The 15,981-nt window shown below is 64.1% G+C and carries 10 protein-coding genes; 6 read left to right on the forward strand and 4 right to left on the reverse strand.

Annotated elements, in window-relative coordinates; genetic code table 11:
- Positions 1-262 precede the first annotated feature (262 nt).
- The 3 genes from ACWJI3_RS06365 (at position 263) to ACWJI3_RS06375 (ending at position 5,012) form a co-directional block, all read left to right on the forward strand.
- Positions 263-2,680 (forward strand): T3SS effector HopA1 family protein, encoded by a 2,418-nt coding sequence (locus tag ACWJI3_RS06365; RefSeq protein ID WP_480203225.1) that lies wholly within the window; start codon positions 263-265, stop codon positions 2,678-2,680.
- A 195-nt stretch (positions 2,681-2,875) separates the two neighbouring features.
- A complete protein-coding gene (locus ACWJI3_RS06370; protein ID WP_480203226.1) occupies positions 2,876-3,571 on the forward strand; it encodes a response regulator transcription factor in 696 nt (231 codons plus the stop codon).
- A gap of 19 nt (positions 3,572-3,590) precedes the next feature.
- Positions 3,591-5,012 carry a sensor histidine kinase gene (locus ACWJI3_RS06375; RefSeq protein WP_480203227.1) on the forward strand — a complete coding sequence of 474 codons (1,422 nt, stop codon included), beginning with the start codon at positions 3,591-3,593 and terminating at the stop codon, positions 5,010-5,012.
- A gap of 472 nt (positions 5,013-5,484) precedes the next feature.
- Here the strand turns inward: ACWJI3_RS06375 and ACWJI3_RS06380 are convergent, their stop codons facing one another.
- The gene (locus tag ACWJI3_RS06380) at positions 5,485-6,720 is read right to left on the reverse strand and encodes an RNA polymerase sigma factor (RefSeq protein WP_480203228.1); all 1,236 of its coding nucleotides are present in this window, start codon (positions 6,718-6,720) and stop codon (positions 5,485-5,487) included.
- The gene (locus tag ACWJI3_RS06385; RefSeq protein WP_094512211.1) at positions 6,721-7,062 is read right to left on the reverse strand and encodes a YciI family protein; all 342 of its coding nucleotides are present in this window, start codon (positions 7,060-7,062) and stop codon (positions 6,721-6,723) included. It lies immediately after the preceding gene.
- 187 nt (positions 7,063-7,249) lie between these two features.
- On the opposite strand from ACWJI3_RS06385, the gene mscL reads away from it, so the two are divergent.
- The gene (mscL, locus tag ACWJI3_RS06390) at positions 7,250-7,642 is read left to right on the forward strand and encodes a large conductance mechanosensitive channel protein MscL (protein WP_255100236.1); all 393 of its coding nucleotides are present in this window, start codon (positions 7,250-7,252) and stop codon (positions 7,640-7,642) included.
- An 82-nt stretch (positions 7,643-7,724) separates the two neighbouring features.
- On the forward strand, positions 7,725-8,813 hold the full coding sequence (gene corA, locus ACWJI3_RS06395; RefSeq protein WP_480203229.1) for a magnesium/cobalt transporter CorA: 1,089 nt from the start codon (positions 7,725-7,727) through the stop codon (positions 8,811-8,813).
- A gap of 370 nt (positions 8,814-9,183) precedes the next feature.
- Here corA and ACWJI3_RS06400 read toward each other — a convergent pair whose 3' ends face one another.
- Together ACWJI3_RS06400 and ACWJI3_RS06405 are read right to left on the reverse strand one after the other, a co-directional pair.
- The gene (locus ACWJI3_RS06400) at positions 9,184-12,528 is read right to left on the reverse strand and encodes a choice-of-anchor I family protein (RefSeq protein ID WP_480203230.1); all 3,345 of its coding nucleotides are present in this window, start codon (positions 12,526-12,528) and stop codon (positions 9,184-9,186) included.
- Positions 12,529-12,603: 75 nt separating this feature from the next.
- Positions 12,604-15,489: a valine--tRNA ligase gene (locus ACWJI3_RS06405; protein ID WP_480203231.1), complete on the reverse strand. Its 2,886-nt coding sequence runs from the start codon at positions 15,487-15,489 to the stop codon at positions 12,604-12,606.
- Between the two features lie 224 nt (positions 15,490-15,713).
- On the opposite strand from ACWJI3_RS06405, the gene ACWJI3_RS06410 reads away from it, so the two are divergent.
- Positions 15,714-15,962 (forward strand): BufA1 family periplasmic bufferin-type metallophore, encoded by a 249-nt coding sequence (locus ACWJI3_RS06410; protein ID WP_255141241.1) that lies wholly within the window; start codon positions 15,714-15,716, stop codon positions 15,960-15,962.
- The last annotated feature ends 19 nt before the right edge of the window (positions 15,963-15,981 follow it).

The following is a 15,981-nucleotide window of genomic DNA, read 5'->3' on the forward strand; positions in this document are numbered from 1 at the left end:
CGCCGTCGCAGCCGCCGCAGCCGCGCCAGCCGTCCCAGCCGCGCCAGCCGTCCCAGCCGCATGAGCGGATTGTCCTGACGTTCCCCTAGGCCGATGATCCAGGGCTTGCAACCCCTGTTGGGGAAACCGACAGTGGCGCATCCCTGAGAACAACTTTGGGACCTGTCGAGGTTTCGAGATTGTCAAGTGGCATTCTCGAAACCTCGACTTGGAGCAAGTCTCAGTCCATGTTGGATGCGCTTGGATTTATCAACGTCTGACGATGGCTCTACGCCTGGAATCTTCTACCATCCTTGATTACTTGGTTCAGCAAGGCCTTTGCGGCCCTGATGATGAAGTACTGAGTGTCAAGGCACTCTCAGGCAAAAATCTCAATCTCCTGGTGCAGCTTTCTACAGGCGGCAGCCACCATGGGATGACAACCAGCCTATTGGTCAAGCAAGCACCGTTTCGGGATGAGGAAGGACCTAGGCAGAGTTTTCTCGAAGAGTGGCGCATCTATCAATTGCTTGATGCCACTAATCAGCTCCGCGAGCTGCAACCCATCATGTCCGAAGGGGTGAATTTTGATGCCACAAATGGCATCCTGGTTCTCCGATTTGTAGAAGGATATTGGGATCTTGGCAAGTTCTACGCGGGTGCCCAGCAGTTTCCCGCGCACATCGCCACCGCACTCGGAATCGGCCTGGCCACGCTTCATCAAGCAACATTTCAACGTCGGGACTATCAGCTCCAACTCGCTCCGGAATGCACCCGTATGGAGGGAGACAGGGGCGACGGGCCTGACTTCTTCAGTGAATTGGAGAATCTGACGCCTGATCTCTTTCGGCGAGTGTCGCTGGATGGCCTCATGTTCTACAAGCTTTACCAGCGCTCTGCCCACCTTTCGGAAGCGCTCTCTCGTCTGCAAGCAGATTACACACCATGCTGCCTGATTCATAACGACCTCAAGTTTGGAAACATCCTGGTTCACCAGGAGTGGCCTCGGTGGGAGCCCTCGCCCCTGCCCACCTCCATGGCGGCTCTGCAACTCCCTGATCAGCAAGGAGTCATCCGGGTGATTGATTGGGAGCAGTGGGCATGGGGCGATCCGGCATTCGATGTAGGGGCGATAATCACTGAGTATCTGAGAGTCTGGCTTCAGAGTCTTGCCCTCAGCAGGGATATTGATCTTGCTGTCTCGCTGCAATTGGCGGCAGTGCCTTTGCAGACACTTCAGCCCTCACTGGCCGCCTTGATCAAGGCCTATCTGGCACAGTTCCCTGCAATTCTTGAGGTTTTTCCTGACTTTCAGGAACGGGTGCTGCGGTTTGCTGGCCTGGGGTTGATCGAGGTGATTCAGGAACGGTTGTTTTACCGAGAACCATTTGGCAATCTGGAGATTTCTATATTGCAGGTTGCAAGGTCGCTGTTGTGTCAACCTGAAGCCGCCATGTCAACGGTGTTTGGTGACCTCGATTCGCACTGCTCAGGCATCGAGCCTCCAGATTCCCCTCCTAGTGAGATGGTTCACGTTGCCTTCAGCAAAGCCCATTGCACCAACAGCCATCCAGCTTCGCGCTCAGAGGTGTTCTTGCCCCGTTGGCTGCAGCACTATTCCCTCGATGCAGCGCTGACCGATTTGACTGAGAATGTTCGTATCGATCCTCCTCTGATTGAACATCCATCTTACGCACTGCTCGATGTCACTCAAATGCGAGGCAGTGCTGCCTCTGAAACGGAGGCAGAACGGTACAATGCTTTGCCAGATGAGCTAAAGCAGGCGGATCTATTGCGTCAGCTCAGGAATTATCTGCATGACATCTACTTCAGCGGTGAGCAAGAATGGCGATTGTCAATGCCTACGCTTAAAACAGAGTACAAGAACAGCACCTATGCAGGCTTGGATCTTGATTTCATTGGCCAGATCCAGGCGGCCAATAGCGGCACAGGGTGCGTCGACCCCAACTGGGTCGTGACCCGAGTGGAGGGAAGTCGTTACCAGGTTCAGAAAGATGGTCTGCATCTTTGGATTGATCCCACTGCCGATCTGGCGTTGGGTTCGTCCGAGGGATCTGTTGGCACTCGATTGTCCTTGCGTCTGCCCAATTCTTCTTTCGTTGGGGAGTACTACATGGCGGTCGGCAATGGTGGACAACCTGCCACTGATCAAGTTTCTTTTCACCTCTTCTTCCATGTCACCGTGGAGGGGGCGATCCTGCTGATGGACATCTTGAGCTGCGAGCTCAATCGCGAATCCTGTCCATTTACCTTGAAGGTCCTCACCGAGCCTTTGTCCTATGGGCGCTTTGATGCTGCAATTCTGACTCTGGAATCCAGGCACTATGTGAATCTGCGGGCCGTCTTGCAGCATCACTACCCCAGGCTCCGCCCTCACTTACAAGATCCGATCCCCCTCTTCACCGCGCCACTTGCCCCTGGCATCGGACTCGCCGAAGCCCCTGGAGATGCACAAGGTTTTGGCCTGGGCCGCTGCCAGATCCTGGCGCGGGCACTGCTGGCTGCTGAGCCCTTCCCCAGGCCTCGGCAGTGGGCCATACAGCAACTCTTTGCTGAGCACAATCTGGATTGGCAGCGTCCCCATCTCAATCCGGGATCCCGTGCTTCCTATCCACCACTGGATCTCCGTGACTGTGGTGAGGTGGCCGCTGCGAGCGATGCTCCGTGCCACCCTCACTGACCCCATCACGCTCTCACGGCCTTCCACTGGAAAGTGGAACAGGCTTTGTGTCGTGGAAGCTCTGGAGATCAGGCTGCAGTGCCATTTCTACGCTGAGGACAGCATGAATGATCATCTCGCGGCGGTACCATGACGGTTAGCCCATGCCCGCCTTTCTGTTGCCATGACTCAGTGGAGGTTCTTTGCCGATCTGCTATGCGCGTGTTAGTAGTTGAAGACGATGCAGGTATCTCCAGGTTCATCCATCAAGGGCTGGGGGAAGCGGGGTACGCCGTTGATCTTGCCTTGAATGGCCGCGATGGCGTGAACTATGCAATGGCAGCTGATTACGATGCTGTTGTTCTCGACGTCATGCTTCCTGTACTGGACGGCCTGAGCGTCCTTAGGGAGCTGCGCAGACAGGGATTAAAAACCCCAGTTCTGTTGTTGACGGCGTTGGACACCGTCCAGGATCGTGTGATGGGTTTGGATGCTGGTGCAGATGATTATTTGGTCAAGCCGTTTGACTTCACGGAGCTGCTGGCCCGGTTACGAGCTCTATTGAGGCGGCCTCCCCTTCAGACAGACGTGTTGCTCAAGGTGGGGACCCTTGAGATGGATACCGCCCAACGGGTGGTGAAGCGTGGCAATCGGCTCATTGATCTGAGTCCACGGGAGTTTGCTCTCTTGGAGTACTTGATGCGTCACTCCAACCAGGTGTTGAGTCGGACGCAAATTGCCCAGCATGTCTGGAATTTTGACCATTATGGAGATTACAAGGTTATTGATGTCTACATTGGCTATCTCCGGCGAAAGCTTGATCAGAATGAGCCATTCTCTTTGATTCAGACTGCTAGAGGAGTGGGTTACTGCATCAGGGCTGATGGTGAGGCTCCGCTTTCTGACCCATAGCCCCAACGTTTAAACCTCCATGAAGCTTTGGAAACCCTGGCAAAATCTCAGGTTTCGCCTGGTCGCCTGGTACAGCCTTCTGGCGGGTCTATCTATGCTGGGCTCCGATCGCTTGATCTATCACGAGTTTCAGCGAACGCTGCTTGAGCAGGTTGATGGCGCCTTGAAGGTGAATGCCCTCCAAGCCTTGAAGTCCCTTGATGACGAAGTTAACACCTTGGTGTTCGATCCACGTAAGGATGCGCCGATCATTGCGTCATTATTGAGTGATGCTGGTGTTGTGATTTTGTTGCTTGGGAATGATGGCGCTGTGATGGAGCGTTTCGGCGATTCGTCCATGCTTCCGGCTCACCAAGTCGTAAAACCTGGCTTTGAGACCGTGCTGACTGGGGAAGGGCGCTGGCGAATGTATACGAAGGAAATCCTTACGAGCCGTGGAAGGCCATCGGGATGGCTGAAGGTGGCTCGCTCTCTTCAGCCCATCGACACCACCCTGCAGAACCTCTCGAATCGCTATCTGCTCAAGCTTCCTATCCTTCTTGGAGTGGTGGGATTGGGAGGTTACTTCCTTGCGAGCCGTGCGCTTAAGCCGGTTGTGCAGATTACGCAGATATCGAAGCAGATCAGGGTTAGCGGAAACCTGGCTCAGCGCATTCATTACCGTGGAACTTCTAATGATGAACTGGCTCGCCTGGCCATGATGTTTGATGAGATGATGGATTCACTGCAGTCGGCTTTTGAGTTCGAAAGGCGGTTTCTGATGGACGCTTCTCATGAGCTTCGAACCCCGCTGACGGCTCTTAAGGGCCGGCTGCAAGTGACGCTGCGTCAACCCCGCAGCGTCGCAGACTATCAAGAATCTCTCCACTTGATTGATCATGATGTTGATCGTCTGATTCGTCTTAGCAGTGATCTTCTGCTGCTATCTCGGCTGGAACAGGGCCACCGGTATGCTGATCAGGATCTCATTGATTTGAGCGATCTGCTGGCTGCAGTTGCTGTGCAGGCTCAACCTTTGGCTGATCTTGCGGGCCTTTCTTTCCGCACATTCATCGTCCCTAGTCTGTTGATCCAAGGCAGTCCAGATCATCTGATTCGCCTCTTTCTCAATCTTATTGAAAATGCCATTAAGTATACACCTGCTCCGGGCCGCGTCAGCGTGGTTGCTGTCATTCAGCAAAGCTGCATTCGTGTTGACATCAGTGACACTGGGGTTGGAATCGCGCCGGAACATCTACCCCATCTGTTTGAGCGTTTCTATCGTGTCGAGAAGTCGCGCTCGCGCGCGACGGGTGGCACAGGCCTCGGGTTGTCCATCGCCCAGGAAATTGTCCATCACCATCACGGCACGATCACAGTCCAAAGCCAACCTGGCCATGGCACCACCTTCACGGTCAGTTTTCCGCTCGACGGCAAACGGGATGGTTTGGCATCAGCCTGATGGATGACCTCGGCGGTTCGCTGGATCTGTCGATCCAGATGCATCCCTTGCCTTCCAGTCGGTCCGATGGGATGCAATGGCTGCGGCAAGCTGGCTTGCACTGTCAAGGTTCTGATCGGTGTGATTGAGCTGTGGCCGGCTATCGATCCGCGGCTGGTGTGGGACACCGAGATGGTCTACTGACACCCCAGCACTTCCTTCGGTCGCAGCTTCCTGCACGCACTGGAGCCGAGGCTTCCAGGTTTGCTCCACGTTGCTGATGGTGGAGATGACTGCCCAGCTGCTTCATGCCGCGGTGGCCACGCTCGCACGTCTGTGGCACCAGCTGGTCTACAGCTTCCATGCGCAGAGGCTCTGCTCAGGACGGACTCAACGGCTGGCGATCGGTGGCTGCAGAGCGGCCACCGGCTCACCCGCAAGGCATGGAGCGAGCGGAAGGCCAGGACCCCGGTAGGGGAGTGCAGGCCGGGCACTACGGGCAGCGCCCTCGCAGGAAGGCCAGGGCCGCTGGGTCCGTGGTGAGGGCGATGGCCCGCCCATAGTTCTCCCGCGCCTCAGGCCAGCGGCCGAGCCGGGTTAGCAACTCGGCCCGCAGCGCCCACCAGGGTTGATAGGTGGCCGTTGCGGGCACGGTGGCGCCGAGCGCCTCCAGTGGCTCCAGCCCTGCGGCAGCACCGCGCAGCTCGGCCAGCACCGCCAGCCGGCTCACCTGCGCCCCCAGGCTGGGGGCCAGGCGGATCAGGCCGTCATAGAGGTGCAGCAGCGCCGGCCAGTCGACCCGGCCGTGCACGGCCCGCTGGGCATGCACCGACTGGATCGCCGCCTCCAGCTGGAAACGCCCCATCCGCCCCTGGGCCGCCGCCAGCCGCAGCTCCGCCTCGGCCTCCGCCTGCAGCGGCCGCGACCAGAGCCGCATGTCCTGCTCCTGGAGCGGAACGTAGACGCCGTGGCGGTCGCGCCGGGCGGGCCGGCGCGCCTGGGCATGCAGCAGCAGTGCCAGCAGCCCCCGCCCCTCCGGTTCCTGCGGCAGCAGCTCAACGCAGAGCCGCGCCAGCTGGACGGCCTCCTCTGCGAGCCCGTCGCTGCCGCCGCCCGCTGCGCCGGGTTCCTCCCAGCCCGTGCCGAAGGCCGCGTAGATCGCCTGATGCACCGCCGCCGCCCGTGCCGGCAGGGCGTGGGCGGGGGGCAGCACGAAGGGAATGCGGGCCTCGCGGATCTTCGCCTTGGCACGCACCAGCCGTTGCCCCATGGCGGCGGGAGCCACCAGGAAGGCGGCCCCGATCCGGGCGGCATTGAGGCCCAGCACCGTCTGCAGCATCAGCGGCGCCTGGATGGCCGCATCGATGGCGGGGTGGGCGCAGAGAAACAGCAGCCGCAGGCGGTCGTCGGGGATGGCCGCCGCTTCGCCCGCGCCGGCACTCGGATCGGTGGGCATGGTGAACGCCTCCTCGAGGAGGAGCGGCAGCAGGCGCTCCTGGGTGCGGGTGCGCCGGTGGCCATCGAGCCAGCGCCGCCGGGCGGTGACCAGCAGCCAGGCCTCCGGACTGCGGGGCACCCCCTGGCGGGGCCAGTCGGCCAGGGCCGCCAGGAAGGCCTCGCTCAGGGCGTCCTCCGCCGCGGCGGGATCGCCGCAGCGGGCCGTGAGCCAGGCCACCAGCTTCCCGTAGGAGCGGCGGGCGGCCTGCTCGGCGCTGCGCGCCGCCTCCACTCAGCTCCCCTCCATCGCGAGCACGGGCCGCACCTCCACGGCGCAGCGGCCGGCGGCGGGACAGCGCGCCGCCCAGGCCAGGGCGGCATCGAGATCGGGAACATCGATCAGGAAGAAGCCGCCCAGTTGCTCCTTGGTGTCGGGGAAGGGACCGTCCTGCACCTGGGCGGTGCCGCCCTGCAGCCGCACGGTGGTGGCGGTGTGGGTGGGATGGAGGCATTCGCCACCGCGATGGGCGCCGGCCTCCGCCAACGCCTGGGCGTAGGCGGCATAGGCGGGCATCAGGCTGGGGCGATCGGCGACATCCTGCTCGGTTTCGTAGATGAGGACCGCGTAGTTCATGGGACGCGAGAAGAAGGGGATGGCCCCGGGTCGGGGTTCACCTCCATGACGGACGGCGGCGTCCCATTTCGACAGGATGGGAGGGATGGAGCGGGTTGGGGAGTGACGGAGCAGGTTGGGGTGGGGTAGGGGACGGGTGATCTGCTGGCTCACACGTAGGTTGTCGGCGACCCTCCGCTGTTCCGTGATGGCCCCGCGCCGCTCCAGTTTCCTGGCCGATTTTCAGGCCTTCATCAACAAGGGCAATGTGGTCGATCTCGCCGTGGCGGTGGTGATCGGTGGCGCCTTCGGCAAGGTGGTGGATGCGGTGGTGAGCCTGGTGATGGGCAGCCTGCTCACGCCTGCCCTGAAGGCGGCCAACGTCGATTCGATCAATGCCTGGCCGGCTGGCGCCGTGATCGTGGCGCTGATCAACTTCCTGGTGATCGCCTTCGTGGTGTTCCTGATCGTCAAGGCCATCGAGGCCACCAAGCGCAAGGAGGAGGCCAAGGCCGAGGCGGCCGCTGTCCCCGATGTGCAGGCCCAGCTGGCCTCAGCGGTGACCCGCCTGGCGGACGCGCTCGATCGCAAGGGGCTCTAGGCCATCGGTGTGAGGGCCGTGGGCAGCCCCAGGCAGATCTGGCCAGCCTGGGGCCAGACTCCCAGGCCCGAGGCTTTACGCAATGGCGAGCAGCAGCAGCGGCGCCCGTGTCAGTGCCCGCAGCGGCGCTCGCAACACCGCCTTCCAGGCACCTGGTGCCACGGTGTTTGTGGGCAGCCAGCGGCGCGAACTGGCCACGATCGAGATCATCCGCTTCAGCGCTGAGGCGATTCAGGAGTGGCAACAGGCGGATGTGGACACCTGCCTCGGCTGCCTGTCTGATTCCGCGGTCACCTGGATCAATGTGAACGGCGTTCATGACACCGCGCTGATCGAACAACTGGGCACGGCCTTCGGGCTGCACCCCCTCACCTGTGAGGACATTGCCAACACGTCCCAGCGGCCGAAATGGGAGGAGTTCCCGGCCTACGGCTTCGTGGCCATGAAGATGCTCGATGACGGCGGCCCAAGGCGGGGCGTGACGATCGAACACGTGAGCGTGATTCTTGGGCCCAACTGGGTTCTTTCCTTCCTGGAGGATGAAGGGGATGTGTTTGAGAGCGTGCGTCAGCGGCTGCGCAACGGCAGTGGTCGTGTGCGCAGGCAGAAATCCGATTACCTGGCCTTCTGCCTGATGGACGCGGTGGTGGACCACTACTTCCTGGCGATGGAGCGGATCGGTGAGGGGGTGGAGTTGATTGATGAGCGGGTGATCAGCCAACCCCGCCCGGATGACCACCAGGAAATGCACCGCTTCAAGCAACAGTTGCTGATCCTGCGCCGGGCCGTGTGGCCGTTGCGGGATGTGGTGGGGGCGATCCAGCGCAGCGAATCACCTCTTCTGGATGAGCACAACAAGATGTTCTGGCGTGATCTGTACGACCACACCGTGCAGGTGATTGACATGGTGGAAACGTCCAGAGATTTTCTCGCCAGCCTGCATGACACCTACCTCTCCAGCCTGAGCCATCGCATGAACGAGGTGATGAAGGTGCTGACCGTGATGTCTTCGATCTTCATCCCGCTCACCTTCCTCGCCGGGATGTATGGCATGAATTTCAAATATATGCCGGAACTCGAATGGAGAGCCGGCTATTTCATCGTGTGGGCGGTGATGCTGGCGATCAGCGGGCTGCTGATCGCGTACTTCCGCAGCCGCCGCTGGATCTGAGCCAAGCCTCGCAGCGTCCGACGGTACTGGCCAGGTTGGGTGGCGCTTTTCCGGCGAAGGGGGGTTGGCCAGGTGCGCGCTGAGGTCCTTGATCTCAGCGTCGGCCTTGGCATCATCGTTTTCCAGCTCGCCGCCCACCGCCCCAATCCACCGAGTGGCCGAGCCGCCCCAGCTGGCCCACGATCGTGCTGCCACCCCCCATGCCACAGGGGCTGGCGTCCCTGGCCGGGGCCCGCCCGGAGCTGACAGTGATGCTGGACGGTTCAGCCCGATCGAGTGATGCTCGGCTTCGGCGGCAGCCGAGGGCCCCTGACAAAAAAGGCCCCTCACAGGAGGGGCCGAGGGCTGGGCTCGCGACGGGCCGATGGGATCAGATCACCGGGTCGGTCTGGACGATCAGATCGATCTGGCCCCCTTCCACCAGGTAGCCGGAACCGTTGATGTTGCCTCCACCGAGGCTGTGGGCCTGGACGTTGGCCAGGAAGACAGTGCCGGGTGCGGCGCCGTAGATCGACGAGACATCGATGATCCCCGAAGATTCCCAGTTGCCGACACCGCTGCTGCTGGGGTCTGTGACCACACCGGGTTGGCTCTGGCCGTAGGCCGTGGGGACGGCGGTGCGGTCGATCTGGGCCCACCGCTCCGAGGGCACGCCCGTGACCGGATCGACAGGCCCGCTGGGGTTCAGCTTCCAGATCGAGGCCTCCTCGGTGCCGAAGTTGCCGTTGGCGATATCGAGTCCACCGCCGTTGGCCCGGTCCTCCTGCAGGTAGAGGGAACCATCAGCGCTCCAGGTGAGGTTGTCGGGGTTCCGCAGGCCCGTGGTGGGGTCAGCGAGGCGATCGGCGTCATAGATCACCCGCAGGCTGCTGGAACCGCTGCTGGCCAGGCGGCCATCGGCGGTGAAGGCGTCGGCGAAGCTCAGGGTGTAGACGTTGCCGTACAGGTCACCGCTGCTGAAGTCCTTCGTGCCCGTGGAGACGAAGGCCACCTGCTGTCCGTTGAGGGGGTTGACCTCCCCGTCCTCGATGCGGCTGAGCTGCAGGGCCCCGAGGTCGGTGGCCAGGGTGCGGATCTCGGCATCGGTGAGGTCGGCGTAGCTGGCCTTACCCGCCGGCTTCTCGATCTTGACCCAGCTGCCGGCCAGGGGAGCCCCAAGGGCCAGGGCCTTGAGGTCATCCGAATCGGGACCGGCGGTGGCGTCGACACCGGATTCCGCCAGGCCCGTGGGCACGAAGGTGTAGAGGGCGCCGTTGGCTTCCGCCAGGCCGTTGCGCTCCAGGAAGCCACCGGCCGTCTTCTCGCCGACCCAGAGTCGCAGGGGAGCCTTGGCGTCATCGAGGAGCAGCACGGCGACCGTGTTGGCGTTGCCGGTGTCGATCAAGGTGGCGGATTCCCAGGTGCCTTTGCCGAAGGCATTCACCTGAATGAGGTCGTTGCTGGCCGTATCGAGGGCATAGAAGGCGCCGCCGCCACCGCCGAACACCTCCTCACCGGTGAGGAAGATCCGATCAGCGAAACCGCGGCCGGCGCCGAAGCTGTTGGCCTCCACCAGGTTGGCGGAGCAGAAGCGATCGAAGCCGTTGGTATCGGTGCCGATCACCCTGTCATAGGCGAGGCCGCCGCTGAGGATCCGTGACTGGAAGCCGTTGGCTGCGTTGTCGTCGGCATCGATGTCAACGATGAAGCGGCTGATGCGGGCACCGGTGACGGAGGAGTTCAGGCCTTCGGCGGTGTAGGCGTAGCCCGCGCTGGCGCCGAGTTCGCTGTTGACGAGCAGGGTGTAGGTGCCATCGCCATTGCTGTAGGCGCCCTGTCCATCGAAGATGCCCGGCGGCACATAGACGCCGCTGCCCGGCGCGGTGCCGTTGGTGAACTCGCCGTTGGTGATCAGGCTGGAGATCGTCAGCTCCGCCCCACCGGCCACGTCCTTGAGCATGGTGGAGGTGAAGCTGCCGCCGCCGGCCACCGGGGGCGCGGCGATCAGGGCGCCGAGATCGAGGATGTTCAAGGTGTTGGACACCTCGTTGGAGACCACCAGCAGGTCCCGCCTGGTGGGGCTGTCCTTCGCGTCGATCACGAGCAGGCCCTCGGGGGACACGCTGCCGGCCAGCACGGTGCTGGTGACGAAGCTGGCCTGGGCTGGGTCGGTGATGTCGAACACCGCCAGCAGGCTGCTGGTGCCGCGTTCGGCACTGACGATCGCGTAGGTGCGGCCGTTCAGCTTCGTGACCACGACACCTTCGGGCTCGACGCCCTTGTCGTCGCTGCGGGTGTCGTCGTAGACGCCGGCGGCGATGGCGATGGTCTGCAGGGTGTTGCCGCTGTCCCAGACGAGGGCACCGGTGGTGGCATCGAAGATGCTGACGCTGCGGCTGCCGAAGGCGGTGAAGGGGGCAGTGGTGTCTTCACTGAGAGTCTTGAGTCGACCCAGGCGCCGGGTTTCGTCGAGGTAGAAGCCCGGGGTTCCGGCGGTGCCGTACTCACGGCCATCCCCCTCATTGGCGGTGATGAAGTAATCCTTGCCCCTGGTGCTGAAGGCGGCGATGCCGTCCGCCATCCTCAAGCCCACCACGTTGTTGCCGAGAACGGGGTTGATCAGGGGCGTTCCGGTGCTGCTGCCAGCGGGGGGGGGGCCGTCCCGATCGCTGATGTCAACGAGCTGGGTGCTGAAGTCGACGCTGCCGAGGGCGAAGATCGCCTCGATCGTGTTGGTCCTGAGGTTGATCTTGGCGACGCCGTTGTTCTCCTGCAGGGTCACGTAGGCGGTGTTCCCCAGGATCGAGACGTACTCGGGCTCGATGTCGGTGGCCTGGGTGGTGCCGGCTGGCCCGGAGATGCGGATCCCGCTGGGCAGGGTCAACCCGGCGAAGCTCAGGTCGGTGTAGCTGAAGGTCTCCTTGCCGGGCCTGCCCTTGATGTCGATGATGCCGATGCTGCCGGGGCGGTCAATCGCGTAGTTCGCGATCGGCTCACCCTCGTTGGCGATCACCAGCTTCTTGCCGTCCTTGCTGAAGGCGATGCCATCGGGCAGGTAGCCCACCTCCACGTCCTTCACCAGGGTGAGGGTGCCGGATCTGTCGATCCGGTAGAAGCGCACCAGCCCCTTGCCGGCACTGGTGCCGTAGTCGTTGGGGGAGAGGGCGACTGCCACGAGGTCGTCGTAGGTCGCCACCGACTGGCTGATGTAAGCGCCGAGGGACACCCGCTGGAGTAAGCCCGGTGCCAGGGGGTTGCTGGCATCGGTGACCTGCAGGGTGCTGCCGCCACCGGAGGAGAGTAGGAAGAGCTTGCCGCCCAGCCTCACGTAGGCGGAGATTTCGGTCTGGAACTGCTCAGTTGGTGCGGCGCCTGGGGCCGGAGGCGTCGGCGAAAGGTTGAGGCTGGCCAGAAGGGGGTCGGCCGGTGCCGGGGGCCTGCCGCGCCCGCCACGCTCGCCGTCACGGCCACGACTACTGCTGCTGCTGCTACTGCTGCTACTGCTGCTGCTGAGGCGATCGTCATCGCCGACGTCATCCTGCACATCGTTGAAGCGGGGCTGCCGGGAGGCGGCGAACCCTGCCGGGGACTCGGCGGGAACCTTGGGCTCCTCCTGCGTCGGGAATGGCGTCAGGGAGGGAAGCTCCGGGTTGGAGGAGCGGTGGAAGGAGCCGGAATCCTCCAGGAAGGGGAACTCGGATCGGGTCGCGGCGGTAGACACGAACGTGATCGGCAAGGGGATCCCTAGAACCCTCAGCCAGCCACGGCCCCAGCTCGTTAACGACGGCTTATGAGGGCATTAGCACGTGCATCAGGCTCCAAGATCCGCCAGCCGCTGCCGGGCCAGGGCGGCCTGGGCTTCGGCTTCGGCCAGGTTGGCCTGGCACTCGGCCACCACCTCGGGCGGCGCCTTGCCGGCGAAGTTGGGGTTGGCCAGGCGGCCGGCCAGGCCCTTGATCTCCTTCTCGGCCTTGGCGATGTCTTTCTCCAGCCGGCCGCGCAGGGCGTCGAGATCCACCAGGCCTTCGATCGGCAGCAGCACCTGCAGCTCGCCGCTCACCGCCGCCAGGCAGCGGGCGCTGGCACCACCGCTGGTTTCGCGCACCTCCACCGACGCCGCCCGGGTGAGGGCGGTAATGTCGCCGCTGCCGGCGCGCAGCACGCTGGCCAGCTCCGGCCGGCCGGTCACGAACACCACCGGCGCGGCCTGGGAGGGCTTGAGCCCGGCCACGGCGCGCAGGTTGCGCACCACCCGGATCGCTTCGATCAGCTCGGCGAACTGGGCTTCCAGGGGGGCGTCGAGGGCGGCGGCGTCCAGCGCCGGCCAGGCCTGCAGCGCCAGGAAGGTGCCCTCAGGGGCGCCGGTGAGCCCGTGCCAGAGCTCCTCGCTCAGGTGCGGCATGAGCGGATGCAGCAGCACCAGCAGCTCGTTCAGCACCTTGGCCAGCACCTGGCGGGCGACGCGCTGATCCGCCAGCACCTCAGCGCTGAGCGGCTCGCCCTCCACGGCGGGGCGGGGGTTGAGGCGCCGCTTGAGCAGCTCGATCGTCCAGTCGCACACCTCGTTCCAGGCGAACTCGTAGAGGCCCTTGGCGGCCTCGCCCAGGGCGTAGCTGCCGTAGCGCTCCGCCGTTTCGCCGTTCACCCGCGCCAGTCGCGACAGGATCCAGCGGTCGGCCAGGGTCAACGCGGCCGGATCCGGTTCCCCCAGGCTGGCGGGCGTTTCGCCGCCCAGGTTGATCAGGGCGAAGCGGGTGGCGTTCCAGAGCTTGTTGGCGAAGTTGCGCGCCCCTTCCACCGTGGCCGAATTGCCGCTGGCGCGGTCGTAGTCGAGGCGGATGTCCTGGCCGGCGCCGGCCACTTCGCGCACCAGGGCGAAGCGCAGGGCATCGGCGCCGTAGCGCTCGATCAACGGCAGCGGATCGATGCCGTTGCCGGCGCTCTTGCTCATCTTGCGGTTGTTCTCATCCCGCACCAGGCCGTGGATCATCACGTCGGCGAAGGGGATCCAGGTGTCGCGGCCGCCCACCGGCACGCCGTCTTCCTGCAGGAAGGCGCCGGCCAGCATCGTCATGCGCGCCACCCAGAAAAAGATGATGTCGAAGCCGGTGACCAGCACGCTGGTGGGATACCAGGTGGCCAGATCGGCGGCGTTCGCATCGGGCCAGCCCAGGGTGGAGAAGGGCCAGAGGCCGCTGGAGAACCAGGTGTCGAGCACGTCGGGATCCTGCTCCAGCTGCAGCTGCCGCCCTGCCGCGCGGCTGGCGGCGCCGAACTGCGCCTCGGCCTTGGCCTGGGCCTCCTCGGCATCGCGGGCCACAACGTAAGGAGTGGCGTCACTGATCACACCACCGGTTTCACTCACCACGAACCAGGCGGGAATGCGGTGGCCCCACCAGAGCTGGCGGCTGATGCACCAGTCGCGGATGTCAGTGAGCCAGTCGCGGTAGACCTTCTCCCAGCGCTGCGGCACGAAGCGGGGTTCGCCCTGATCGAGCGCTGCGCGGCAGCGGGCGGCCAGCGGCTCGGCCCGCGCGAACCACTGCGTGGAGAGCAGCGGCTCCACCGGCACCTTGCCCCGGTCGGAGAAGGGCACGCTGTGGCGGTGCGGCTCCACCTTCACCAGGAACCCTTCCGCCTCCATCGCCGCCACCACCGCCGCGCGCGCCTCGAAGCGATCCAGCCCGGCGAAGCGGCCGGCGGCGGCGTTCATCGAGCCGTCCTTGGCCATCACCGTGATCAGCGGCAGACCGTGGCGGGCGCCGATCGCGAAGTCGTTGGGGTCGTGGGCGGGCGTCACCTTGACGCAACCGGTGCCGAAGGCCGGATCCACGTGCGCATCGGCCACGATCGGGATCTGACGGCCCACCAGCGGCAGGGTGATCGTGCGGCCCACCAGGGCGGCGTAACGGGGGTCGTCCGGGTGAACGGCCACACCGGTGTCGCCCAGCAGGGTTTCGGGGCGGGTGGTGGCCACCACCAGGTGATCCAGGCCGGCGGCGTCACCGGCCGCGTCACCCGCCGCACCATCGGTGAGCGGGTAGCGGAAGTGCCAGAGGTGCCCGTCGAGCTCCTTCATCTCCACCTCCAGATCGCTCACCGCCGATCCCGAGGCCGGGCACCAGTTCACCAGGTATTCGCCCCGGTAGATCAGCCCCTGCTCGTGCAGGCGCACGAAGGCTTCCACCACTGCTTTGTTGAGGCCGGGATCGAGCGTGAAGCGCTCGCGGCGCCAATCCACCGAATAGCCGAGCCGGCGCAGCTGGCCCACGATCGTGCCGCCGCTCTCGGCCTTCCAGGCCCAGGCGCGCTCAAGGAAGGCGTCGCGGCCCAGGTCGTCCTTGCTGCCGCCTTCCGCCTTGATCTGCTTCTCCAGGATCGACTGCACCGCGATCGAGGCGTGGTCGGTGCCGGGCAGGCACAGCACGTTGCGACCGCGCAGCCGCTGGAAGCGCACGATCGTGTCGATCAGGGCCGTCTCGAAGCCGTGACCCATGTGCAGGCTGCCGGTCACGTTCGGCGGCGGGATCACCACAGAAAACGGCTCGCCGGGGGCGTTGGGGTCGGGGTGAAAGGCGCCCGCCGCCTCCCAGGCCGCCTGCCAGCGGGTTTCCGTGCCACTCGGGTCGTAGGTCTTGGGCAGGGCCTCGGCGGCAGCGGCGCCATCAGGGCTGGGTGCGGCGGAGGCCTCGGTCACAGCTGGGGTCAGGGAGATCCGTCCATGCTCTCAAAGGATGGCGAGCCCACCGGCGGCGGTGGCCTGTGGGGGCGCCCGGTGAAGCCGCGCCAATCCGGTGTTGGCTGCCAGCGGTAAGTAGCTCGGGAGCGCAGCCGGGCAAGGCGCGCGCTGCCCACGACCGCCCCTTCCCAGCCTCCTGACGGAGCCTTTCGACCATGACCTCTTCAGCTGCGAAAACCGCCATGAACACAGCCCTCGCGGGCGTGCTGGCCCTCGGCCTGGTGGGTGCCACCGGCGGTGAAGCCCAGGCGGGCAAAGCCGGCATGGAAAAGTGCGCCGGCATCGCCAAGGCGGGCATGAATGACTGCGGCACCAGCAAGCACAGCTGTGCCGGCAAAGCGAGCGTGTCGGGAGATCCCGAGGAGTGGGTGTTCGTGCCCACCGGCACCTGCAACAAGATCGTTGGTGGCAAGCTCAAGACCGCCAGCTGAACCCGAGCGCCGGAGCCAG

This window comes from Marcopretia estuarina LEGE 06307, assembly GCF_056633115.1.

What these genes read in the sequence shown, in the direction of transcription:
- ACWJI3_RS06410 (WP_255141241.1), top strand. Translation starts at nt 15,714, where the DNA reads ATGAACACAGCCCTCGCGGGCGTGCTGGCCCTCGGCCTGGTGGGTGCC.
- ACWJI3_RS06385 (WP_094512211.1), bottom strand. Translation starts at nt 7,062, where the DNA reads ATGAACTACGCGGTCCTCATCTACGAAACCGAGCAGGATGTCGCCGAT.
- ACWJI3_RS06375 (WP_480203227.1), top strand. Translation starts at nt 3,591, where the DNA reads ATGAAGCTTTGGAAACCCTGGCAAAATCTCAGGTTTCGCCTGGTCGCC.
- mscL (WP_255100236.1), top strand. Translation starts at nt 7,250, where the DNA reads ATGGCCCCGCGCCGCTCCAGTTTCCTGGCCGATTTTCAGGCCTTCATC.
- ACWJI3_RS06370 (WP_480203226.1), top strand. Translation starts at nt 2,876, where the DNA reads ATGCGCGTGTTAGTAGTTGAAGACGATGCAGGTATCTCCAGGTTCATC.
- corA (WP_480203229.1), top strand. Translation starts at nt 7,725, where the DNA reads ATGGCGAGCAGCAGCAGCGGCGCCCGTGTCAGTGCCCGCAGCGGCGCT.
- ACWJI3_RS06365 (WP_480203225.1), top strand. Translation starts at nt 263, where the DNA reads ATGGCTCTACGCCTGGAATCTTCTACCATCCTTGATTACTTGGTTCAG.